The sequence below is a fragment of the Guyparkeria sp. TX1 genome, assembly GCF_046523965.1.
Taxonomy (GTDB): Bacteria; Pseudomonadota; Gammaproteobacteria; order Halothiobacillales; family Halothiobacillaceae; genus Guyparkeria.
On sequence record NZ_CP144142.1, the window covers coordinates 139,884 to 158,379 of the forward strand.

Annotated in this window: 18 protein-coding genes; 7 read left to right on the top strand and 11 right to left on the bottom strand. The window is 64.8% G+C overall.

Annotated elements, in window-relative coordinates; all coding sequences use genetic code 11:
- Positions 1-4: 4 nt before the first annotated feature.
- Positions 5-1,027, bottom strand: coding sequence for a tryptophan--tRNA ligase (trpS, locus tag VWP12_RS00645; RefSeq protein ID WP_410474193.1), 1,023 nt, complete (start codon positions 1,025-1,027; stop codon positions 5-7).
- A 270-nt stretch (positions 1,028-1,297) separates the two neighbouring features.
- On the opposite strand from trpS, the gene VWP12_RS00650 reads away from it, so the two are divergent.
- The 4 genes from VWP12_RS00650 (at position 1,298) to mutM (ending at position 4,642) form a co-directional block, all read left to right on the top strand.
- Positions 1,298-3,094 (top strand): SLC13 family permease, encoded by a 1,797-nt coding sequence (locus tag VWP12_RS00650; RefSeq protein WP_410474194.1) that lies wholly within the window; start codon positions 1,298-1,300, stop codon positions 3,092-3,094.
- Between the two features lie 188 nt (positions 3,095-3,282).
- Positions 3,283-3,519, top strand: coding sequence for a 50S ribosomal protein L28 (gene rpmB, locus VWP12_RS00655; RefSeq protein WP_410474195.1), 237 nt, complete (start codon positions 3,283-3,285; stop codon positions 3,517-3,519).
- A 54-nt stretch (positions 3,520-3,573) separates the two neighbouring features.
- A complete protein-coding gene (gene rpmG, locus VWP12_RS00660) occupies positions 3,574-3,729 on the top strand; it encodes a 50S ribosomal protein L33 (protein ID WP_058574604.1) in 156 nt (51 codons plus the stop codon).
- A gap of 88 nt (positions 3,730-3,817) precedes the next feature.
- Positions 3,818-4,642 carry a bifunctional DNA-formamidopyrimidine glycosylase/DNA-(apurinic or apyrimidinic site) lyase gene (gene mutM / locus VWP12_RS00665; protein WP_410474196.1) on the top strand — a complete coding sequence of 275 codons (825 nt, stop codon included), beginning with the start codon at positions 3,818-3,820 and terminating at the stop codon, positions 4,640-4,642.
- Positions 4,643-4,671: 29 nt separating this feature from the next.
- Here the strand turns inward: mutM and VWP12_RS00670 are convergent, their stop codons facing one another.
- Positions 4,672-5,997 (bottom strand): TlpA family protein disulfide reductase, encoded by a 1,326-nt coding sequence (locus VWP12_RS00670; protein WP_410474197.1) that lies wholly within the window; start codon positions 5,995-5,997, stop codon positions 4,672-4,674.
- Between the two features lie 113 nt (positions 5,998-6,110).
- Between VWP12_RS00670 and VWP12_RS00675 the strand changes: the two genes are divergently transcribed.
- Together VWP12_RS00675 and bioD are read left to right on the top strand one after the other, a co-directional pair.
- Positions 6,111-7,028 (top strand): phosphoribosylaminoimidazolesuccinocarboxamide synthase, encoded by a 918-nt coding sequence (locus tag VWP12_RS00675; RefSeq protein ID WP_410474198.1) that lies wholly within the window; start codon positions 6,111-6,113, stop codon positions 7,026-7,028.
- Positions 7,025-7,735: a dethiobiotin synthase gene (gene bioD / locus VWP12_RS00680; RefSeq protein WP_410474199.1), complete on the top strand. Its 711-nt coding sequence runs from the start codon at positions 7,025-7,027 to the stop codon at positions 7,733-7,735. The genes VWP12_RS00675 and bioD overlap by 4 nt, the downstream gene beginning before the upstream one ends.
- 90 nt (positions 7,736-7,825) lie before the next feature.
- On the opposite strand, the gene VWP12_RS00685 is transcribed toward bioD, so the two are convergent.
- The 5 genes from VWP12_RS00685 to VWP12_RS00705 all read right to left on the bottom strand — a co-directional run bounded on the left by VWP12_RS00685 (position 7,826) and on the right by VWP12_RS00705 (position 14,742).
- Positions 7,826-8,689, bottom strand: a complete 864-nt coding sequence (locus VWP12_RS00685; RefSeq protein ID WP_410474200.1) for a universal stress protein — start codon at positions 8,687-8,689, stop codon at positions 7,826-7,828.
- 16 nt (positions 8,690-8,705) lie between these two features.
- Complete coding sequence (locus VWP12_RS00690) at positions 8,706-10,196, bottom strand: SulP family inorganic anion transporter (RefSeq protein WP_410474201.1); 1,491 nt, start codon at positions 10,194-10,196, stop codon at positions 8,706-8,708.
- A gap of 314 nt (positions 10,197-10,510) precedes the next feature.
- Positions 10,511-12,364 (bottom strand): tetratricopeptide repeat protein, encoded by a 1,854-nt coding sequence (locus tag VWP12_RS00695; protein WP_410474202.1) that lies wholly within the window; start codon positions 12,362-12,364, stop codon positions 10,511-10,513.
- On the bottom strand, positions 12,361-13,755 hold the full coding sequence (locus VWP12_RS00700) for a glycosyltransferase (RefSeq protein WP_410474203.1): 1,395 nt from the start codon (positions 13,753-13,755) through the stop codon (positions 12,361-12,363). Before VWP12_RS00700 ends, VWP12_RS00695 begins: the two co-directional genes overlap by 4 nt.
- A 9-nt stretch (positions 13,756-13,764) precedes the next feature.
- On the bottom strand, positions 13,765-14,742 hold the full coding sequence (locus tag VWP12_RS00705; RefSeq protein WP_410474204.1) for an NAD-dependent epimerase/dehydratase family protein: 978 nt from the start codon (positions 14,740-14,742) through the stop codon (positions 13,765-13,767).
- A gap of 267 nt (positions 14,743-15,009) precedes the next feature.
- Between VWP12_RS00705 and VWP12_RS00710 the strand changes: the two genes are divergently transcribed.
- Positions 15,010-15,471: a hypothetical protein gene (locus tag VWP12_RS00710; protein WP_410474205.1), complete on the top strand. Its 462-nt coding sequence runs from the start codon at positions 15,010-15,012 to the stop codon at positions 15,469-15,471.
- Between the two features lie 96 nt (positions 15,472-15,567).
- Here the strand turns inward: VWP12_RS00710 and VWP12_RS00715 are convergent, their stop codons facing one another.
- From VWP12_RS00715 to VWP12_RS00730, 4 genes are all read right to left on the bottom strand, one after another.
- Positions 15,568-15,777 (bottom strand): acetyltransferase, encoded by a 210-nt coding sequence (locus VWP12_RS00715; protein ID WP_125199774.1) that lies wholly within the window; start codon positions 15,775-15,777, stop codon positions 15,568-15,570.
- A gap of 51 nt (positions 15,778-15,828) precedes the next feature.
- On the bottom strand, positions 15,829-16,314 hold the full coding sequence (locus tag VWP12_RS00720) for a host attachment protein (protein WP_410474206.1): 486 nt from the start codon (positions 16,312-16,314) through the stop codon (positions 15,829-15,831).
- A gap of 216 nt (positions 16,315-16,530) precedes the next feature.
- On the bottom strand, positions 16,531-17,526 hold the full coding sequence (locus tag VWP12_RS00725; RefSeq protein WP_410474207.1) for a sulfurtransferase: 996 nt from the start codon (positions 17,524-17,526) through the stop codon (positions 16,531-16,533).
- A 62-nt stretch (positions 17,527-17,588) separates the two neighbouring features.
- On the bottom strand, positions 17,589-18,287 hold the full coding sequence (locus VWP12_RS00730) for a DUF6969 family protein (RefSeq protein WP_410474208.1): 699 nt from the start codon (positions 18,285-18,287) through the stop codon (positions 17,589-17,591).
- Positions 18,288-18,496: the final 209 nt, after the last annotated feature.

The window sequence follows — 18,496 nt, forward strand, 5'->3', positions numbered from 1 at the left end:
GCGATCAGCCGAGGATGTCCGGGCGCGGCAGAAAGCCGAGTGCATCGAAGGCGCGCTGGAGCGTCGGCCGGGCCCGCTCGGCCGCGCGCTCGGCACCCTTGGCCAGTATCGCATCCAGCCCCGCCTCGTCGGCGCGGATCTCGCGATAGCGAGCCGTGATGGGCTCGAGATGGGCGATCACCGCCTCACCGGTCTCGACCTTGAGCTTGCCGTAGCCCTCGCCGGCCAGACGATTCTCGATCGATTCGATCGACTCGTCGCCGAAGATCGACAAGAGCGTCAAGAGATTCGACACGCCCGGCTTGTTCTCGGGATCGAAACGGATATCCATGTCCGAGTCGGTCACCGCCTTCTTGAACTTCTTGAGTATCTTCTTCGGCTCGTCGAGGAGTGCCACGTAGCTGGCCTCGCTGGGATCGGACTTCGACATCTTCGCGGTCGGGTCCTGCAGCGACATCACGCGCGCCCCGGCCTTGGGGATGAACGGCTCGGGCACGGTGAAGATGTCGCCGTAGAGCTTGTTGAAGCGCATCGCCAGATCGCGGGTAAGCTCAAGATGCTGCTTCTGGTCGGCGCCGACCGGCACGTGCGTGGCCTGGTAGAGCAGGATGTCGGCGGCCATCAGCACCGGGTAGTCGAACAGGCCGGCGTTGATGTTGGCCTGGTGGCGCTGCGACTTGTCCTTGAACTGGGTCATGCGCTCGAGCTCGCCCATGTAGGTGTAGCAGTTGAGCACCCAGCCCAGCTCGGCGTGCGCCGGCACGTGCGACTGGACGAACAGCGTGCTCTTGTCCGGATCGAGCCCACAGGCGAGATACAGGGCGAGGAAGTCGTAGCAGCGCGAACGGAACTCGGCCGGGTCCTGGCGCACGGTGATCGCGTGCAGATCGACCAGCATGAACAGCGCATCGTGCGTGTCCTGCATGGCCACCCAGTTGCGGATTGCACCGACGTAATGACTGATGAGCAACTGGCCGGAGGGCTGGATGCCGGAGAGCACCACCGGCGGCAAGGCGTTCTTGGACATAAATGTGACTTCTTGAATCGGGTGAATACGGCTGTTCCGGACCGGGCGGGAGAATCCTTCCGCCCGGCCGGGCAAAGGCGGATCATCATAGCAAAGGCCCGACACGGGTCGTCAGGGCTGCTTGCTGCTATAGAGTGAGGGCAAGCCCGCTGCCAGACGACCGAGAGAAGCCCATGACGCCAACCGGAAAGCCGCTCCTTTCGACTGGCACATGAATGCCGTACTTCGCCACAACCATCAAGCGATGGGACGCAACCGCAGAGGCCATGCATGACCGGTGATCAGGCGCTGCTGTTCGCGATCCTCGGCCTGACGCTGGCCGGATTCGCGTGGGGGCGACTGCGTTACGACGTGGTCGCCCTGCTTGCGCTGCTGGCGACCGGGCTGACCGGGCTCGTCCCGCCCGGGGCGATGTTCAGCGGGCTCTCCCACCCGGCGGTCATCACCGTGGCGGCCGTGCTCATCCTAAGCCGGGCATTGCTGAACGCGGGCGTCATCGACGTGCTAGCGCGGAGACTGACCCGGGTCGGCGACCGCCCGGTGGTCCAAGTGATCACACTGACCAGCGTGGTCGCCCTGAGCTCGGGGTTCATCAACAACGTCGGTGCGCTGGCGTTGTTCATGCCGGTGGCCGTATGGATGGCGCGACATGCTGGGCGGTCACCGTCGTTCCTGCTGATGCCGCTGGCCTTCGGCTCGTTGCTCGGCGGCACCCTGACCTTGATCGGCACCCCGCCCAACATCATCATCGCCGCCTACCGGACCGATACCGGCGCGCCAGCCTTCGGCATGTTCGACTTCCTGCCGGTCGGGCTGGCCATCACCCTCGTCGGGGTCGCCTTCATCGCGTTGATCGGCTGGCGTCTGACACCGCAGCGCGACCAGCCGACCGATGGCGGCGAACTGTTCGAGATCGAGAACTACCTCACCGAATTGCGCGTCCCCGAATCGAGCGCCTACGCCGGGCGAAGCGTGCACGAACTGATCGATTCGGTCGCCGACGAGACCGACGTGATGGTCACCGCCCTGCTGCGCGATGACGAACGCCGACGTCTGCCATCGACCTACGAGGTACTCAAGCCCGGCGATATCCTGCTGATCGAGGCCGATTCCGACGGGCTCGAGGCCCTGATCGAGGTCACCGGACTGGAACTGGCGGCCGGCGAATCGAGCGATTCATCGGAGGAAACAGACAAAACAGCCGGCGAACTGACCCTGACGGAGGCGATCGTCGCCCCGAATTCAAGACTGGTGGGAAGTTCGGCCGGCGCGCTGGATCTGCGCGAGCGCTACGGGGTGAACGTGCTGGCCGTCGCCCGGCAGGGCAAGCGACTGAAACAGCGCATCAACCAGATCCGGTTTGTCCCCGGCGACATCTTGCTGCTGCAGGGGCGCGAGGAAAGCCTGCCCGGCGCGATGAACCGACTCGGCTGCCTGCCGCTGGCCTCGCGCGGGCTGAACATTGCCCGCCCGCGTCGCGTCGCACTGGGTGCCGGCATCTTCGCTGCCGGCCTGGCGCTGGTCGCCTTCGATCTGCTGCCGGTCGCCACCGCGCTCGTCGGGGCCGCCGTGGCGATGGTGATCGCCGGGCTGCTGCCCTCCGACGATGCCTACCGGGCAATCGACATGCCGGTGATCGTGCTGCTCGCCGCGATGCTGCCGGTCGGCCAGGCACTAGAAACCACCGGTGGCTCAGCCATGATTGCCGAGGGCCTGCTCGGCATGGCCGACCACCTGCCGGCCTTCCTGATGCTCGCACTGCTGATGGTGGCGGTCATGCTGCTCTCGAACATCGTCAACAACGCCGCCGCCGCGGTGCTGGCCGCCCCGATCGCCATCCAGCTCGCGCAAGGCATGAACGCCTCGGCCGACCCGTTCTTGATGGCGGTGGCCATCGGCGCTTCCTGCGCCTTCCTCACGCCGATCGGCCATCAATCCAACACCCTTGTCATGGCGCCGGGCGGCTACCAGTTCGGTGATTACTGGCGCATGGGATTGCCGCTGTCCCTGCTGGTGGTGATCGTTGCCGTCCCCATGATCCTGTGGGTGTGGCCGCTGGTCGGCTGAGGTGGGCGACAAGACGAACGGCCGCCCTGCCACGCCCCGCCCCACGGCGCGCAGAGCGGTATTGCATTCGCGCAGACCTTCACTTATCCTACGCGGCCTTTGAATTGACCCGCCCGCGTGCCGGCCGCCGGAATGGCTCCGATCCCCTCGGTACGCGCGCAAACAGACGAGTCGCTCAGGAGACAATCATGGCCCGAGTTTGCCAAGTAACCGGGAAGCGCCCGGCGGTCGGTAACAACGTATCGCACGCGAACAACAAGACCCGGCGTCGCTTCCTGCCGAACCTGCACAAGAAGCGGTTCTGGGTAGAGAGCGAGCAGCGCTTTATCAGCCTGCGTGTTTCCAGCCACGGCCTGCGCACGATCGACAAGGTCGGCATCGAGACGGTCATCGCCGAGATGCGTGCCCGCGGCGAGAAGGTCTGAAACACCGCTCACCACCCCGTCCCGTCCGAAAACACGCTCGACAGGTAATACGACATGCGCGACAAGATCCGACTGGTATCCAGTGCCGGCACCGGCCACTTCTATACCACCGACAAGAACAAGCGGAACATGCCGGAGAAGATGCAGATCAAGAAGTATGATCCGGTAGTCCGCAAGCACGTCATCTACAAGGAAGCCAAGATCAAGTAAGGCGCCTGGTCGTCGCCAGACGACCGAGCCTCTCTTGACCGGCCCTTGATGGACCCCGCGAGGACGCCTCGCGGGGTTTCTTCGTGTCATGCCCGAACTACCGGAAGTCGAGACCACCCGCCGCGGCATCGAGCCGTTCGTCGTCGGTCAGCGCATCGACGGGGTCACCGTGCGTGACGCCCGCCTGCGCTGGCCGGTACGCGCGGACCTGGCCGCATTCCTCGCGGGTCGCCCGGTCCAGGCGGTCGAGCGGCGCGCGAAATACCTGCTGCTGCGCCTCGATGACGATGACCGGATACTGATCCATCTGGGCATGTCGGGCAGCCTGCGGCTGGATGATCCGAGCAACCCGCCGCGCAAGCACGATCACGTCGAATGGCGTCTCGACAACGGCAGGGCCTTGCGCTTGCATGATCCGCGACGGTTCGGCGCGGTGCTGACCGACCGGGTGGATGCGCCGCACGAGCGCCTGGAAAAGCTCGGCCCCGAGCCGCTTGGCCCGACCTTCGATGGCGCCTACCTCGCCACCCGGTTCGCCGGCCGGCGCGTGGTCGTCAAGCAGGCAATCATGAACGCCGCCATCGTGGTGGGCGTGGGCAACATCTACGCCTCCGAGGCGCTGTTTCTCGCCGGCATTCATCCCATGACCCCGGCAGGCCGGCTCGACCGCGACGAGTGTCACACCCTTGCCGCCGCAATTAGGCAGGTGCTCGCTGCGGCCATCGAACAGGGCGGCACGACGCTGCGCGACTTCCTCGCCCCCTCGGGCAACCCCGGCTACTTCCGCCAGACACTAAACGTTTACGAGCGCACGGATCAGCCCTGCCGACGCTGTGGCACCGCAGTCGAGCGCACCGTCCTCGGTCAGCGTTCGACCTGGTTCTGCCCAGCATGTCAGCCGGCCCGCGATTAGCCCGAAGCGGCAAGCTGACAGGTTCCCGCTTATTCCCCCTTGATCTCCAGCACTTCCCGCACGATCGCATCTACCTCCTCGGTATCCCAGATAATGCCGGCGTTCACCGAATAGTGAATGCGGCCGTCGGCGGCCACCAGGAACGAGGACGGGAAGGCGAAGGCATCGTACTTCGCGGCCACCTTGCCGTCCGGGTCGACCGGGACCGGGAAGGAGACATCGAAGTCCTGCATGAAATCGCGCAGGTGCTCGGGCGACTGCTTGAACGCGATCGCGTAGATCTTCAATTGATCCGGATATCGACTGGCCAGCCGCTCCATCGACGGGATCTCCTCGACGCAGGCCGGACACCAGGTCGCCCAGAAGTTGACGATCTGCACACCGTCGAAGTCGGGATCGAGGCTCTGGGGATTGCCTTCGAGATCGGTCAACTCAAAGTCCGGTGCCTCCTGTGGCTCGACCGGCTGCAACCCGGTCTGACGATCCACGGGGGTGGTCCGCTCCGGGTCGATCGGACGCACCTTGCTCGGATGATCGGCGGCCGCCAGCAGGGGCATCGACCGCAGGATGTCGCCGGGCAGCGCCTGAACGGCACGGGCCTCGGCCGGGTCGTCCATGACCCTCTCGAGTTGATCGAATGAGTCGAGCTGCGGCTCGTCGAGGTGCATGTGGTAGTAGTCCCGCACTCCGGGGATCACCTGGACGAACAGGTCGCTACCCGCCTGGAGGAAGCGTTCACGCAGATCGAGCAGGCGGTGTCGATACACGCCCCGCTCCGGCTGGAACAGCATCACCGGCAGGTTGGTGGCATCGATGATCGAGAACAGCTCCGGCTCTTCGCCCGCCACCGGCGCGCCTCGATACAGGCTGGGGAAGATCAGCACGGCGCCCGCCAGCGCATCGGGGTCGTTCGTGCGTTGCTGCCACCAGCGCATCCCGCGCAGGGTCGGCACGGCCATCCGGTCGGCGGCCACCACCACGGTGGGCCGGTCTTCCTCGACGGCCCGCCGAATCAGGGCACCGACCGGCTGTCCGTCGACATTGCGGACGTTGACGTCCGACCGCGGCAGAAACAACGAATCCATCACGTCGACCATCCAGACCGTCGCCCCACGCCGTGCCAGCGCATGGGCAACGCTGTCGGGCCCGGCCATGTCGCCGTACTGGTTGACGACCCAAAGCACCAGCGGGCTATCGGCGGACGGCCCCTCCGGCGGCTCGATCACCCGCACCTCAAGCTGCTCGCCGCTCTCGCCGAGGGGAATCGTCAGCTCCGCCCGGGCCCCGCCGGCCACCGCCAACAACAGGCCAGCCACGAGCCCCCCTTGCCACCACATGCGAACTCCCCACGTCATACTCGTACTCCGGGTCATTGCGCATCGCATCGCGCGGCGCGCTCTCGTACAATAGCCAACTGCCCGAAAACCCACGGGCGGAAAATCCTTAGCATGCTAGCAGTTGAACGCCCATGACACACTCGGCCCCCGCCGTTTTCGAAACGCAAATCGACGCCCTGGAACTGATCCATCGGGGCAAGGTGCGCGACCTCTACCGCATCGACGACGAGCGGATGCTGATCGTCACCACCGACCGGGTCTCGGCCTTCGACGTTATCCTGCCCACGCCGATTCCCGACAAGGGCCGGGTGCTCACCGAGATCTCGCGTTTCTGGTTCGAGAAGAGCCGCGACCTGGTGCCCAACCATCTGTGCGGGGCACAGGACCTCGCCGCCATCGTGCCGGACGAGGGACAACGCGCCCAGCTCGAGGGCCGCAGCGTGATCGTGCGCAATCTCAAGGCCCTGCCGATCGAGGCGGTGGTGCGCGGTTACCTGATCGGCTCGGGCTACAAGGACTACCAGGCCACCGGGGCGGTCTGCGGCATCAAACTCCCCAAGGGGTTGCAACTGGCCGACAAGCTGCCGGAAGCAATCTACACCCCGGCGACCAAGGCCGACGTCGGTGACCACGACGAGAACATCGATTTCGCCGAGACCGAGCGCCTGATCGGTCCGGAGATGGCCGCCCAGGTGCGCGACACCGCCATGCGACTGTACCGACTGGCGGCCGACTACGCCGCCAAGCGCGGCATCATCATCGCCGACACCAAGTTCGAGTTCGGCCTCGACGAATACGGCACGCTGCACCTGATCGACGAGGCACTGACACCGGACTCCTCGCGTTTCTGGCCGGCAGACGAATACCGCCCGGGCATCAGCCCGCCGTCGTACGACAAGCAGTTCATCCGCGACTGGCTCGAGACCCTCGACTGGGACAAGACCGCCCCCGGGCCGGCCATCCCCGATGAGATCATTGCCCAGACGCGCGAACGCTACCTGACCGCTTACCGCCGCCTGACCGGCGAGGACCTGCCGAGCATCGCATGATCACTCGAGATCAGTATCCGCGTGGCTGGGTGGTTTTGGCCACCGACACCGGTGTCGGCAAGACCGTCGTGTCTTGCGCGCTCGCCCGCCTGCTGATCGACCACGACCTGCTGCCGCGCATGCGAAAGCCCGTGGAAACCGGCTGCGAGGTCCACGACGGGGAACGACAGCCGGCCGACGGCATCGCCCTGCGCGAGGCCGCCGACGGACGCGAATCACTCGAGACCGTCTGCCCGCTCCGCTACCTCACCCCGGTCGCCGCGCCCGAGGCCGCCCGGCGCGAAGGCGAGACCCTGCAGTTCAAGCGCGACCTCGCCCCGATCCTCGATCAGGCACTGGCCGACCTGAGCACCGAGGAGCGCGTAATCGTCGAGGGCGCCGGCGGCCTGCTCTCGCCGCTGGCCGACGATGCGCTGAACGTGCGTCTGGCCGAATACACGCACCTGCCGGCGATCCTGGTCACCCCCGACCGGCTCGGCACCCTGTCGAGCACGCTGGCAGCCGCCGAATCCCTCGAACGTCGCGGCATCCCGCTGGCAGCCGTCATCCTCAATCGCCGACCACAAGACCCCAGCGACGACGACGCGCCAGACAACCACGCCTCGCTTGTCGAGTGGCTACCTCGGCTGGTGGCACACCCGCCCCCGGTACTGCGCTTTGACCAGGATCAGCAGTGCCTCGCCCCGCTGCTCCGCGGAGACACGTAAGCACGTCCAAACCGCCTAAACACGAAAGGCCGCGCCCAACGTAGGCACGGCCTTTCTTTCATGCAACGCCAAAGCGGCGTGTCACGCCATTCAGCGCACCACCAGCAGCGGCACGTTGGCCTTCATGATCATCTTGGTGGTGGTGCTGCCCAGCACGAGGTAGCGGATCGGGCTGTGGCCGTAGGCGCCCATGGCCAGCAGATCGATGTTCTTTTCCTCGATGTACATCGACACCGCCTCGTCGACCTTGCCCTGACGGATGGCGACCTGCGTGTCGAAGCCGGCCTTCTGCAGCTTGGTATTGGCCGCCTGGATCTTGTCCCAGTTGCCCTGCTTCTCCTCGCCCACCATCAGGATGTGCACCGGCAGACCCTGCAGCAGCGGGGTGTTCGCCGCCATCTCCACGAGCTTGTAGGCCGTCGGGCTACCGTCGTAGGCGATCAGGAAACTCTCGGGACGCTTGAACTCGAGCGGCGTGACCAGGGTCGGCTTGTGGATCATCGACAGGATGCCGGCGAGATGGCTGCCCACGTGCATGGCCACCGCGTCGCCGTCCTTGCCCTGCTTGCCGAGCACCAGCATCTGCATGGCGTCCTGGAGCTCGAGGATCACCTCGGTGATGTCACCGTTACGCAGCAGTTCGGCCGGCTCGTCGAAGCCGCGATCACGCGCCCGGGAGAGCACGTCGGCCAGCAACGCGCGGCCCCGCTCGCGTTCGAGCTTGCCGCGCTTTTCCTCCAGCTCGACCATCTCCTCGAGCAGCTTTTCGCGCCCGCCGAGGGTCATGTTGCCGGAAAGGTTGGTCTTGGCCGGGGCATGCGGGTTGTTGATCGCGTGCAGGAAGGTCAGCGGCGCGGCCAGTGCCTGCGCGGCCCAGACGGCGTAGTCGGTGACGGCCTCGGAGGAGCGCGAGCCGTCGATGCAGGCGAGTACCTGGTCCTTGTTGTCGGTCATGTTCTCGGTTCCCATGTCAGTGCCCCATCAGCTTCTCGGCGGCATCCGGATCGTTGTGCACGCCATGCTTGTCGACGATCGTGGCGGTGGCCTGGTTCATGCCGATGACCTCCACCTCGATACCTTCCCGGCGGAAGTCGACCACCACCTTGTCGAGCGCGTGCACGGCAGTGATGTCCCAGAAGTGCGCCTTGGACAGGTCGATCGACACCTTATCCACGTCGTCCTTGAAATCAAACGACTCGAGGAATTTCTCGGTCGAGGCGAAGAACACCTGCCCGACCACCTCGTAGGTACGATGACGCGGGTCGTTCTCGTCCTCGGACAGGCGCGAGGACACGTGCATGAACTGCCCGACCTTGTTGGCGAAGAACATCGCCGCCAGCAGCACGCCGGTGAGCACGCCATAGGCGAGGTTGTGGGTTGCGACAGTGACGATCACGGTCATCAGCATCACCACGTTGGTGCTCATCGGGTGCTTCTTGAGATCCCGGATCGAGCCCCAGCTGAACGTGCCGATCGAGACCATGATCATTACCGCGACCAATGCTGCCATCGGGATCAGGGTGAGCACCGGCGCCAGGAAGACCACCAGGATCAACAGGTAGATCCCGGCGAGGAAGGTCGACAGGCGCCCGCGCCCGCCGGACTTGATGTTGATCACCGACTGGCCAACCATCGCACAGCCGGCCATGCCGCCCATCGAACCGGAGACGATGTTGGCGATGCCCTGCCCCTTGCACTCGCGTGCCTTGCTGGTCTTGGTGTCGGTCAGCGTATCGAGCAGGTTCTGCGTCATCAGGGATTCGAGCAGGCCGACCACCGCGATCGCCGCCGAGTACGGCAGGATGATCATCAGCGTCTCGAGGTTCAGCGGGATGTCCGGGAACAGGAACACCGGCAGGGTGTCGGGCATCTCGCCCATGTCACCGACGGTGCGCACGTCGATGTTCATTAACCAGGCGATCAGCGTGAGTACCACGATGGTGACCAATGGCGAGGGGATCACGTTGGTGATCTTGGGCAGGCCGTAGATGATCAACAGCCCGGCCGCGGTCATGGCGTAGACGTGCCAGGTGACGTTGGTCAGTTCGGGCAGCTGCGCCATGAAAATGAGGATCGCCAGCGCATTGACGAAGCCGGTCATCACCGAATTGGAGATAAACCGCATCAGCCGGTCCAGGCGGATGTAGCCCGCCGCGATCTGCAGCACCCCGGCGAGTATCGAGGCGGCCAGCAGGTACTCAAGCCCTTGATCCTTGACCAGGGTGATCATCAACAGCGCCGTGGCCGCCGTGGCCGCCGAGATCATCCCCGGCCGACCGCCGGTGAAGGCGATTACCACGGCGATGGCGAACGATGCGTACAGCCCCACCTTGGGATCGACGCCGGCAATGATCGAGAAGGCGATCGCCTCCGGAATCAGCGCCAGGGCGACAACCAACCCGGAAAGGGCATCGCCGCGCATGTTGGAAAACCATTCCTGCTTGATGCGGTACCAGTTCATCGTGACTCTCTGTCCAGCGGGGTTCGGATACGACAGGATCGCCACTCCGCCAGGCTCGCCCGGTTCATCTTTCGCGATGACGACACGATGCCCTGGTTCCGCCATCGACGGGACACTGACCGCCCGACAGACCGGGCAGCAGATGACCATTCCGTGGCGCAATCGGGTTCGTAAGGACGAGTCGGACGAACGGCGGGAACGCCCTCGCGGTCGGATCGGAGGGCGGCGCAGTCCTGCAGACAAGGCCGCGACTCTACCAGACCAGGGACTTGCCTTCACCCGGAGAAGGGCCAGCCCGGGGGCTGGCAACGGCATCAGAAGCGGCGCACGAGTCCCCAGTTGATCGAATAGGCGTCATAACGACCGGTGGTCTGCGAGCGGTCGCTGTAGGAAACGCTCAGGCGGCTGTACCAGTCGCGGTAGATGCCGTTGATCAGCTCCACGGAGACGTCGGTACCGAACTCGTAATCCGACAGGCTGTCGTCGGTGTGCCACCCCGGGCTGAGCGAGACGTTCAACCCGTCGTCGTCGGAGAACTTCCAGTAACCCACCACCGTAAGCGCAAAGCGACGGTAGTTGGACGGGTCGTAGTAGCCGTTGTCGAGATCCTTGTCGTAGTCCTGCCAGTGCGCCGAGACACCCAGATCGAGGTTGAGGCGCTCGGTTCTGAGCATGGCCCGGTATGGGTTGACGAACAGCTCGTTGCGCCGATTGCCGTCATTGAGTCGGCCATGGGCCACTTCGGCATTGACGAAATGACGCAATGTCGGCTGCCACTGAATGCGAGCGCGATGATCCCGCATCGCCAGACCCATCGAGGCGGACCTGGGCGAGATGTCCCAGACGCGACGGGTGGCTGAGAGATCGACCCAGAGGTTATCCAGCGGGCGCAGGTCGGCATACAACCCGTAGAGACCCAAGTCACCACCCCCGCCGTCGATACTGGCCGCACCGACGTCCGCCCCGATCTCGAGCAACGGGCTGAAGCGGTGGCGCGCACCCACCCAGGCCTGTTCGATGTCGATCGAGGTATCGCCTTCCACCCCGACGAACGGGCTGCCTGCCTTCGCGCGGATATCACGGTGCTCGGCACGACCGTAGAGGTAGGTTTCCGGGGTCAATGACCAACGCCCCGTGACCGCGAGTCGACGCAGGCTGATGTCGTCGGCGTCGTCCCGCCAGGCGGCCTCGATGCCCACGTTGGAACGCAGGAAGGCGTGCGTGCTTCGGATCGCGTCGAGCGTGTCCTTGGACTCCGGGCGCAGGCGTTTGAGCGGCTCGAGGGCGGCAATGGCCTCGCTGTGGCGCGGCTCGCCGCGCAGGATCAGCATGCGGGTGTAGAGATGCTCATAGTCGTCGGGGTTCGCGACAAGCAGCTCATCGTTCAGCTCACGCGCCTCGGTCGGGCGATACGCCCAGGCCAACAAGCGGGCGCGCCGGGCGGCCCAGTCGTCGTCCTCGCCATGCACGTCGTGATAGTGGTTCAACGCCTCGGCGGCAACGGCATAATTACCGCGCCAGGTTTCCACCGTGGCGTAATCGAGCAGTGCCTCGGCATCGTCAGGATGCGAGGCGAGATAGTCCCGATACAGCGCCACCGACTCGTCGAGTTCGCCCATTCCGCCGAGTGCTCGGGCGTAGGCCTTCAGGTCCGACGACTCACCCGTGATGGCATGGACCCGGCGGTAAATCTCCGCGACGGCCGCCGTATCTCCGGCCCAGTTGGCCTGGCGGGCACAGGTCCGCAGGATGGCGACATCCTCGGGGGACAGGTCGGCAGCGGCGAGGCAGTGTTCGAGCGCTTGCTCCGGTCGGTCGGCCTGTGCCCAGGCCGCGCTCGCGGCCAATCGAAGGTCGGGCTCCTCAGGCTCAACCGCCACCGCCTCGTCCAGGGCCTCGGCCGCCGCCTGCGCTTGGCCGTCACGTGCCAGCACATCAGACAGGCGTCGCCATAGGTCGACTCGCTCGGGATCGGTCTCCAGCGTGCGTCGATAGATCTCGGCCGCCGCCCCCCAGTCCTCACGCATTTCGGCACTGATGGCGGCATCGGGCACAGCCTGAGCCCATGTCGCCTGCGGACCAAGGACGATAATCGCGCCCAGGGTGGCTGCTGCCAGATGTCCCGCCAGCCTTACCGAGAAACGGGACTGGCGGGGGAAAGGTGTCATTTGCGCCATTTTCTGTTCCCCGTAATCCAGAGATCCGTGGCGAAGCGCCCGATCGTGACCAGGTCGTACAAGAGGCTCGCGTAGCGGATCGGGGTCAGCAGGATGCCCTGAATGAATGCCTTGACGCGCCGCCCCTTCGAGATGGCGGTCAGAATCCCCACCGCGATGGCCATCTCCGCGATCAGGGTGACGATCAGAGGCTCCCACAATTTCAGCAAGAGCATGATCAGCAGTGCCGTCGGGAACGCGATCTTCTCGAAGGCGGCAAGGAACGGGATCCAGCCGGCGGGACGCCCCTCGCGTTCGGTATGGGCCACGCCGAACGGCTGGCGATAGGCCTCGCGGATCTGGCGACGAGCCACCAGTTCCTTCATGTCCGGATCGTGCTTTTCCCGGTAGCGGTGCCGCATGCGGCGTAGCAGTTTGAACGGACTGCCGAGCAGGCCGTCGAAGTAGTAGCAGCTTTGCAGAAACGACGACGACCACATGTAAATCTGCCGCGGCAGATTGCGCATCTCCGGCTCCAACGAATGGGCCTTAACGTCCTGCAACTGGATGTTGCGATAGCCCTCGTTCATGAGGGCAAAGCCAATGAAGATGTCCTCGGAATTGGTCAGGTCATCGCCCAGCACCGGCTCGTACTTGTCGAAGAGGTCCTTGATGTACTTGCGTCGATAGGCAACGGCACAACCCACCGGGTTGGTGATGCTGCCGAAGAACTCCATCTGACCGACATAGACAAACCGCTGCAGGAAGGCATAGAGCTGCTGGCGATAGAGGGCCGTCAGATTGCGGTTCAGTCGGTGCCACCACCCGCCCTGGGGCTGATACAGATCTAAATCCTCGTGCGCCTCGAGAAATGCCCTGATCGCCGGCTCTTCGATGCGCCGTCGCCGGTCCTTCTCGCGCGTGGGCAAGATCACCCCACAGGCGCTGGCGATTCCGACGCCCTTGTAGAGCTCCTCGACGGCACGAGCTATGTAGTTGTCCGAATCCAGATAGGTGTCGGCGTCGAGGATGAATTCGACATCCGCGTCGTACTCGCGCGACTGGCGCTTGATCGTCGGGGTCTTGCCGATCGGATGGTGGCGCTGGATGACCGTCAACGGCATTGCGTGATGCTCGGCGAAGGCCCGCGCATACTCGATGGTCCGGTCCGAGCTGCCATCATCGACCAGGATGATATTCCGCGGCTGCTTCGTTTGCCGTCGCAGCGACTCGAGTGCAAGCACCACATTGGCTTGCTCATTGAGGGCCGGGATGACCGCATCGACCACCGCATCGCGCCAGTCCTCGGCGGGATTGGGATCGGTCTTGTCCGGTCCGCGAAGCAGACCGATGATACTCAGAACCGCGCTCGGACTCAGAACGAAGTAGGGAGTGGTTGCCATGCGCCCTCCTCAGGAGCCTTCAGCTTGTCGCACCCGGGCGATCAGATCATCCAGGGTGGCATCCAATGTCCATTGCGGACGGTAATCAATTAGCCCATGCAGTCGCGTCACGTCCGGGCAGCGATGCGGGATGTCCACGTATTCCTGCCCGTAGGCCACCTCGTACGGAAGGCGCTCGATGCCCGAGCTCGAGCCGGCGCGCTCGATCACGCGATCCGCCAGGGCATTCATGGACAGCTCGTGCTCCCCGCCGACATTGACGATCAACCCTTGGGTGTTCGCCTGCCCGGCCAACTGGTCGAGCATCACGACGGTGTCGCGCACATCGGTGAATGCACGGCTCTGCTCCCCGTCGCCGAAGACCGTCAGGGGCTGGCCGGACACGGCCTGCGAGACAAACCGCGGCACCACCATCCCGTAGCGGCCGGTCTGCCGAGGCCCGACGGTATTGAACAGCCGGACCACCGTCACCGGGATGTCCTTCACACGCGCGTAGGACAGCGCGAACGCCTCGTCGGCAAGCTTGCTGATGGCGTAGTTCCAGCGTGGCGGCGCCTCCGGCTGGATGATCAGGTCCATGTCCTCGGAGAGCCGTGGGTCGATACGGGGGCCGTAGACCTCGGAGCTCGAGGCCACCAGCACCTGCGGCTTCCAACCGCAGCGATCGACGGCACGTAGCAGGCGTTCGCAGCCCGCGATGTTGGTTGCCATCACGCCGATAGGCTGTTCGAGCACCCGGAAAACCCCGACCACGGCGGCCATGTGGTAGACCCGATCGGCCCAGCCAACCGCCTCGCCCAACCCGGGCCAGGTGACGATATCGGCCTCGGTAAAACGGAAGTTCGGGGAATCGAGGTGCAGCGCGAGGTTGTCGCGGGACCCGGTGCTGAGATTATCGACAACATGGACCAGATCACCTTTGGCGAGGTGATGGTCCACCAGATGCGAGCCGATAAAACCGGCGCCGCCAGTGATCAGAACGTGCATCCCGAGCCTCCATTCATACCCGATTGCCGGGGTCGCACGGACAGCGAACCTTGCCATCCGGTTGAAAGTATAGTCGAGCCAACCGCAACCGTATGTAGTTTGCGCGCCACCGAACCGGTTCAACTGCCGGGGGTGGTTCGCCCTGCTATCTTCACTGACGACATGCGGCGTCAACCGGAACGCTGGCGCTACCCCGCCCACCCAATCCGCTTGGGACCAAGCTGACACGGCGTGGCGCAGACAACCCGAACCGCGAGGACCCACCCGATGACCGAACCGACCGTCAACCGCCCCGCCCTTGCGCTGTGGATGATCGCCAGCCTGACCGTGGCCGTCCTGCTGCTGTGGCTCGGCGCCGGTCTCCATCCGCCCGGTGCCGAGAGTGCGCGCACGCTGCCCGCCTCGCCTCTGACCGGCGCCATGGGGTTTGCCTTCCTGCTCGCCTGGGCGGCCTTTGCCTACGCCGCGTCGATCACGACTCCGCATCGGGGAGCCGAGCATGCCGGACTGTGGGCCTCGCTCCTCTTGCCGCTGGCCGTCGTGGTCCTGCTCGGCGCCGGCCAGTCCCTGATTGCCCTGCTGCTCGCGATCGTCTGGCTGGCAACGCTGATCTGGACGGGTTGGCAGCTTGCCCGCCGCGAGGCACTTGCCGGCATCATGATGATGCCGGTGATCGGCAGCGCGATTACCAGCATGCTGCTGTCTTTGACGCTTTGGGTACTACCCTGAAGCGCCACCGGGCATCCCTCGAACCGATGCTCCAAAAAGACGAAGGCCGCCAGATCCAGGATCGGCGGCCTTCTTGCCTTGTAGTTGGCGAACGCGTCAGTCTTCGCGCCAGTGCAGGTCGATCCAGCAGCGCGGCAATGGCTCGCCGGACGGAAACTCCAGATCCTCTTTCTCGAAGCTCTCCTCGTCCTGCATCTCCTCGCCCGCGTGCTGTCGGCCCATCACGCTCGGCAAGGCCGGATCAGCGAGCGTTTCCAGATCGATGATCTCGATCATGTCGTCGTTATCCTTGCGCTTGAGAAACATGCACCGCTCTCCTTGTTCTGGAAGTTGTCTGTAAACCGCTGCGAATCGAACTCATAGGCGTTCCGGCAAGGCAGCGCGGATTTCCTCCGGCGACCGGGCCGAGAAATCCTTGGGCTGATCGGCCACCAGGGCATCCTGCAGCCCCTTGCCCATCTCCACGCGCAACAGGCCGAGAAAGTCGGGTGCGGCCATCAGGTAGAACCGCTCCATCCGCCCCTTCTGCAGCGCTTGATCGAGCTCGGTGACCACCTCGCGAGCGAAGCGCTTGGCCTCCACGTCACGCACGCTGTTGGCCGGTTCATAGGCATGCATCGCATCGCCCTTGCGATCGGTGGTCGAACCCGGCCGGTCGGTCTCCAGATCCGCGTCCGACAATCGGGCCGCGGAATTGGACAAGGAGGTCACCTCCTCGAGCACCCCCTTGGGCGCGGGACGGCTGGAGGGATGCACCTCACTGCCGCGATAGGCCCCACTGTTGTCACGGACCGCGAGAAAACGCGCCCGAGCCTCATCGGCAACCACTACCCAGGTACTCATAGAGCCGACCTCCTTGCTATGTCGTGTTGACCTCCACGAGTGTATACGCAGATCTCGCCCCCTGCCGCGGGAACCCCGGCAAAGCGATCTCGTCCCCGCTGGGCCGGCCGGTATCGCCCACATGCGCGTCGATGTCCCGTCTCTCGACAGGCATGGTCCCAGCACAAAAAACCCCGCCGGATGGCGGGGTTGTCAGGTTCGGAAGGCATTGCCGGATCAGTAGAGCTGCGCCGGGTTGACCGAAGTGGCCCCGTCATCGACATACATGCCGTATTCCTTCATCGAGCCGTCGTACAGGGCGACATCATCGTTACCCATGATCTCGCTCGCTACGAACCAGACACCCGAGGCCAGGTTGCCCGAGTTGCAGTAGGCGATCGCCGCGCCACTCGGATCGAGGCCCTTGAATTCCATGATCGAGCGATAGCTGGATTCCGGCAGGAAATTGGCAGCGGCGCCATCGGCACGCACGAGTACGTCGGTCGGCAGGTTATCGGCGCCAGGCAGGTGGCCAGGCACGGTCTTGGACTTGCTGAATACGCCCAGGTACTGGTTCGGCGGGCGGGCATCCAGCAGCTGGACCTTGCCGTTGGAATCCACCGCCTGGCGCGTCTCTGCATACGTGGCGAGGATCTCGTCACGCTCGTCGGTCGCCACCCAGTCACCGGCCTCGATCTTCTCCGGCTGACCGGTACCGGCGTCAAAGCCTGCGGCCAGCCAGTTGGCCAGACCACCGTCCAGTACGGCCATGTCGTCATGACCGAAGTACTTCATCTGCCAGTACAGGCGAGTGGCCTTGGTGTAATCCGAGCCGGACAGACCCAGCGGCACGATCACCACCGTATCGTCCTTGTCCACGCCCAACGCCTGCACGAAGGATTCGAAGTCGGCCTTCTCGGGGATCAGCTTGCCGACCTTCTTGCCGTTTTCCATGCGCTCGACGCGCACCTTGCCCCAGTCGACGAACCGGGCGCCCGGCACGTGACCGGAAACGACGGACACAACTTTCTTTCCCTTGACGGTCTCGTACTTCGGCGCCATGGCAAACGCCTTTTCCGACCCGGCAATCTGCAGAACCGTGACCTGCTCAAGGTTGTCGTTCAGCCACTGCGGGTCAACCACCGGACCCGGCACATCCAGTGCCCAGGCCCCTTGCGCGATGGCCAGGGCAGCTGCCCCGGCAGGAACTGCGAGAAACCGCTTGAAATCCATATGACTCAACTCCTTCTTCGTGCATCAACAAACGACGCCAGCCGGCGCCGGAAAGGCCGCCCTCAACCGGGCGGGGAAATCAGTTGCGCTTGCATGGCCTCGAGTCGCCGTGACCAATCGGCCAACACCGCCTCCATATCCAACGGACACTCGCTCAGGACATGCCGGTCCCGATCGGCTAGCACCTCCGGATCGGGCCAACCGCCGGAATCGGTCGTCAAGGCACGATCGCGCGCCTCGAGCAATTCGCGGATCTGTGGCATCAGCAGTGCCACCAGGGACGTCAACCACCGCCCCACCAGCCACGATGGACGCGCCCGGTTGATCTCGAATCCGTTGGGCAATTGCGCCAGCAACTGCGCGGCGGGACGGACCGTTTCACCGGTCACCCACCCATTGGTCGTAAACAAGCGCTGCGCATTCCCCTGACGGTCCATCGACACCGCGACCACGTGCGCGAATCCCGGCTCGTCCTCGTCGGCAACGAACAAGTGGAAGTGGCCGTGTTCGTTGGAGGCCCACTCGGCCGGGTCATGCGCGTGATAGTAGAAACGCGCCCCACTGACCGGATCCCGGGCGTCATCCTGGGGAAAGTGCGCCCAGTAGTCGAAGCCCTCTTCCGGGTAATCCCGGAACAATTCGGTGAGAACGGTCTGGTTGTCGGCGGTCAGCGCCGACTGAATCGAGCGCCATTCATCACTGGCCGCCAGACCGGCGTCGAGCCAATCGTCGAGCAAGACATGGAAAGGCGCGTCACTCATCCAGACAACTCAGCCCGTGAGGGACACTCGGTCACTGACCGCCCGGCGCGCAGGGATTGCCGCCACGCCCCGACGGGGCGCAAGGATTGCCACCACGGGCTGAGGGCGCACAGGGGTTGCCGCCCCGAGCCGACGGCGCACACGGATTGCCGCCGCGCGCATCCGGAGCGCAGGGATTGCCGCCCCGAGCCGATGGCGCACAGGGGTTG

Excerpts from the sequence above, each read along its gene's own strand:
- trpS (WP_410474193.1), bottom strand. The coding sequence starts at position 1,027 with ATGTCCAAGAACGCCTTGCCGCCGGTGGTGCTCTCCGGCATCCAGCCC.
- VWP12_RS00650 (WP_410474194.1), top strand. The coding sequence starts at position 1,298 with ATGACCGGTGATCAGGCGCTGCTGTTCGCGATCCTCGGCCTGACGCTG.
- rpmB (WP_410474195.1), top strand. The coding sequence starts at position 3,283 with ATGGCCCGAGTTTGCCAAGTAACCGGGAAGCGCCCGGCGGTCGGTAAC.
- rpmG (WP_058574604.1), top strand. The coding sequence starts at position 3,574 with ATGCGCGACAAGATCCGACTGGTATCCAGTGCCGGCACCGGCCACTTC.
- mutM (WP_410474196.1), top strand. The coding sequence starts at position 3,818 with ATGCCCGAACTACCGGAAGTCGAGACCACCCGCCGCGGCATCGAGCCG.
- VWP12_RS00670 (WP_410474197.1), bottom strand. The coding sequence starts at position 5,997 with ATGACGTGGGGAGTTCGCATGTGGTGGCAAGGGGGGCTCGTGGCTGGC.
- VWP12_RS00675 (WP_410474198.1), top strand. The coding sequence starts at position 6,111 with ATGACACACTCGGCCCCCGCCGTTTTCGAAACGCAAATCGACGCCCTG.
- bioD (WP_410474199.1), top strand. The coding sequence starts at position 7,025 with ATGATCACTCGAGATCAGTATCCGCGTGGCTGGGTGGTTTTGGCCACC.
- VWP12_RS00685 (WP_410474200.1), bottom strand. The coding sequence starts at position 8,689 with ATGACCGACAACAAGGACCAGGTACTCGCCTGCATCGACGGCTCGCGC.
- VWP12_RS00690 (WP_410474201.1), bottom strand. The coding sequence starts at position 10,196 with ATGAACTGGTACCGCATCAAGCAGGAATGGTTTTCCAACATGCGCGGC.
- VWP12_RS00695 (WP_410474202.1), bottom strand. The coding sequence starts at position 12,364 with ATGACACCTTTCCCCCGCCAGTCCCGTTTCTCGGTAAGGCTGGCGGGA.
- VWP12_RS00700 (WP_410474203.1), bottom strand. The coding sequence starts at position 13,755 with ATGGCAACCACTCCCTACTTCGTTCTGAGTCCGAGCGCGGTTCTGAGT.
- VWP12_RS00705 (WP_410474204.1), bottom strand. The coding sequence starts at position 14,742 with ATGCACGTTCTGATCACTGGCGGCGCCGGTTTTATCGGCTCGCATCTG.
- VWP12_RS00710 (WP_410474205.1), top strand. The coding sequence starts at position 15,010 with ATGACCGAACCGACCGTCAACCGCCCCGCCCTTGCGCTGTGGATGATC.
- VWP12_RS00715 (WP_125199774.1), bottom strand. The coding sequence starts at position 15,777 with ATGTTTCTCAAGCGCAAGGATAACGACGACATGATCGAGATCATCGAT.
- VWP12_RS00720 (WP_410474206.1), bottom strand. The coding sequence starts at position 16,314 with ATGAGTACCTGGGTAGTGGTTGCCGATGAGGCTCGGGCGCGTTTTCTC.
- VWP12_RS00725 (WP_410474207.1), bottom strand. The coding sequence starts at position 17,526 with ATGGATTTCAAGCGGTTTCTCGCAGTTCCTGCCGGGGCAGCTGCCCTG.
- VWP12_RS00730 (WP_410474208.1), bottom strand. The coding sequence starts at position 18,287 with ATGAGTGACGCGCCTTTCCATGTCTTGCTCGACGATTGGCTCGACGCC.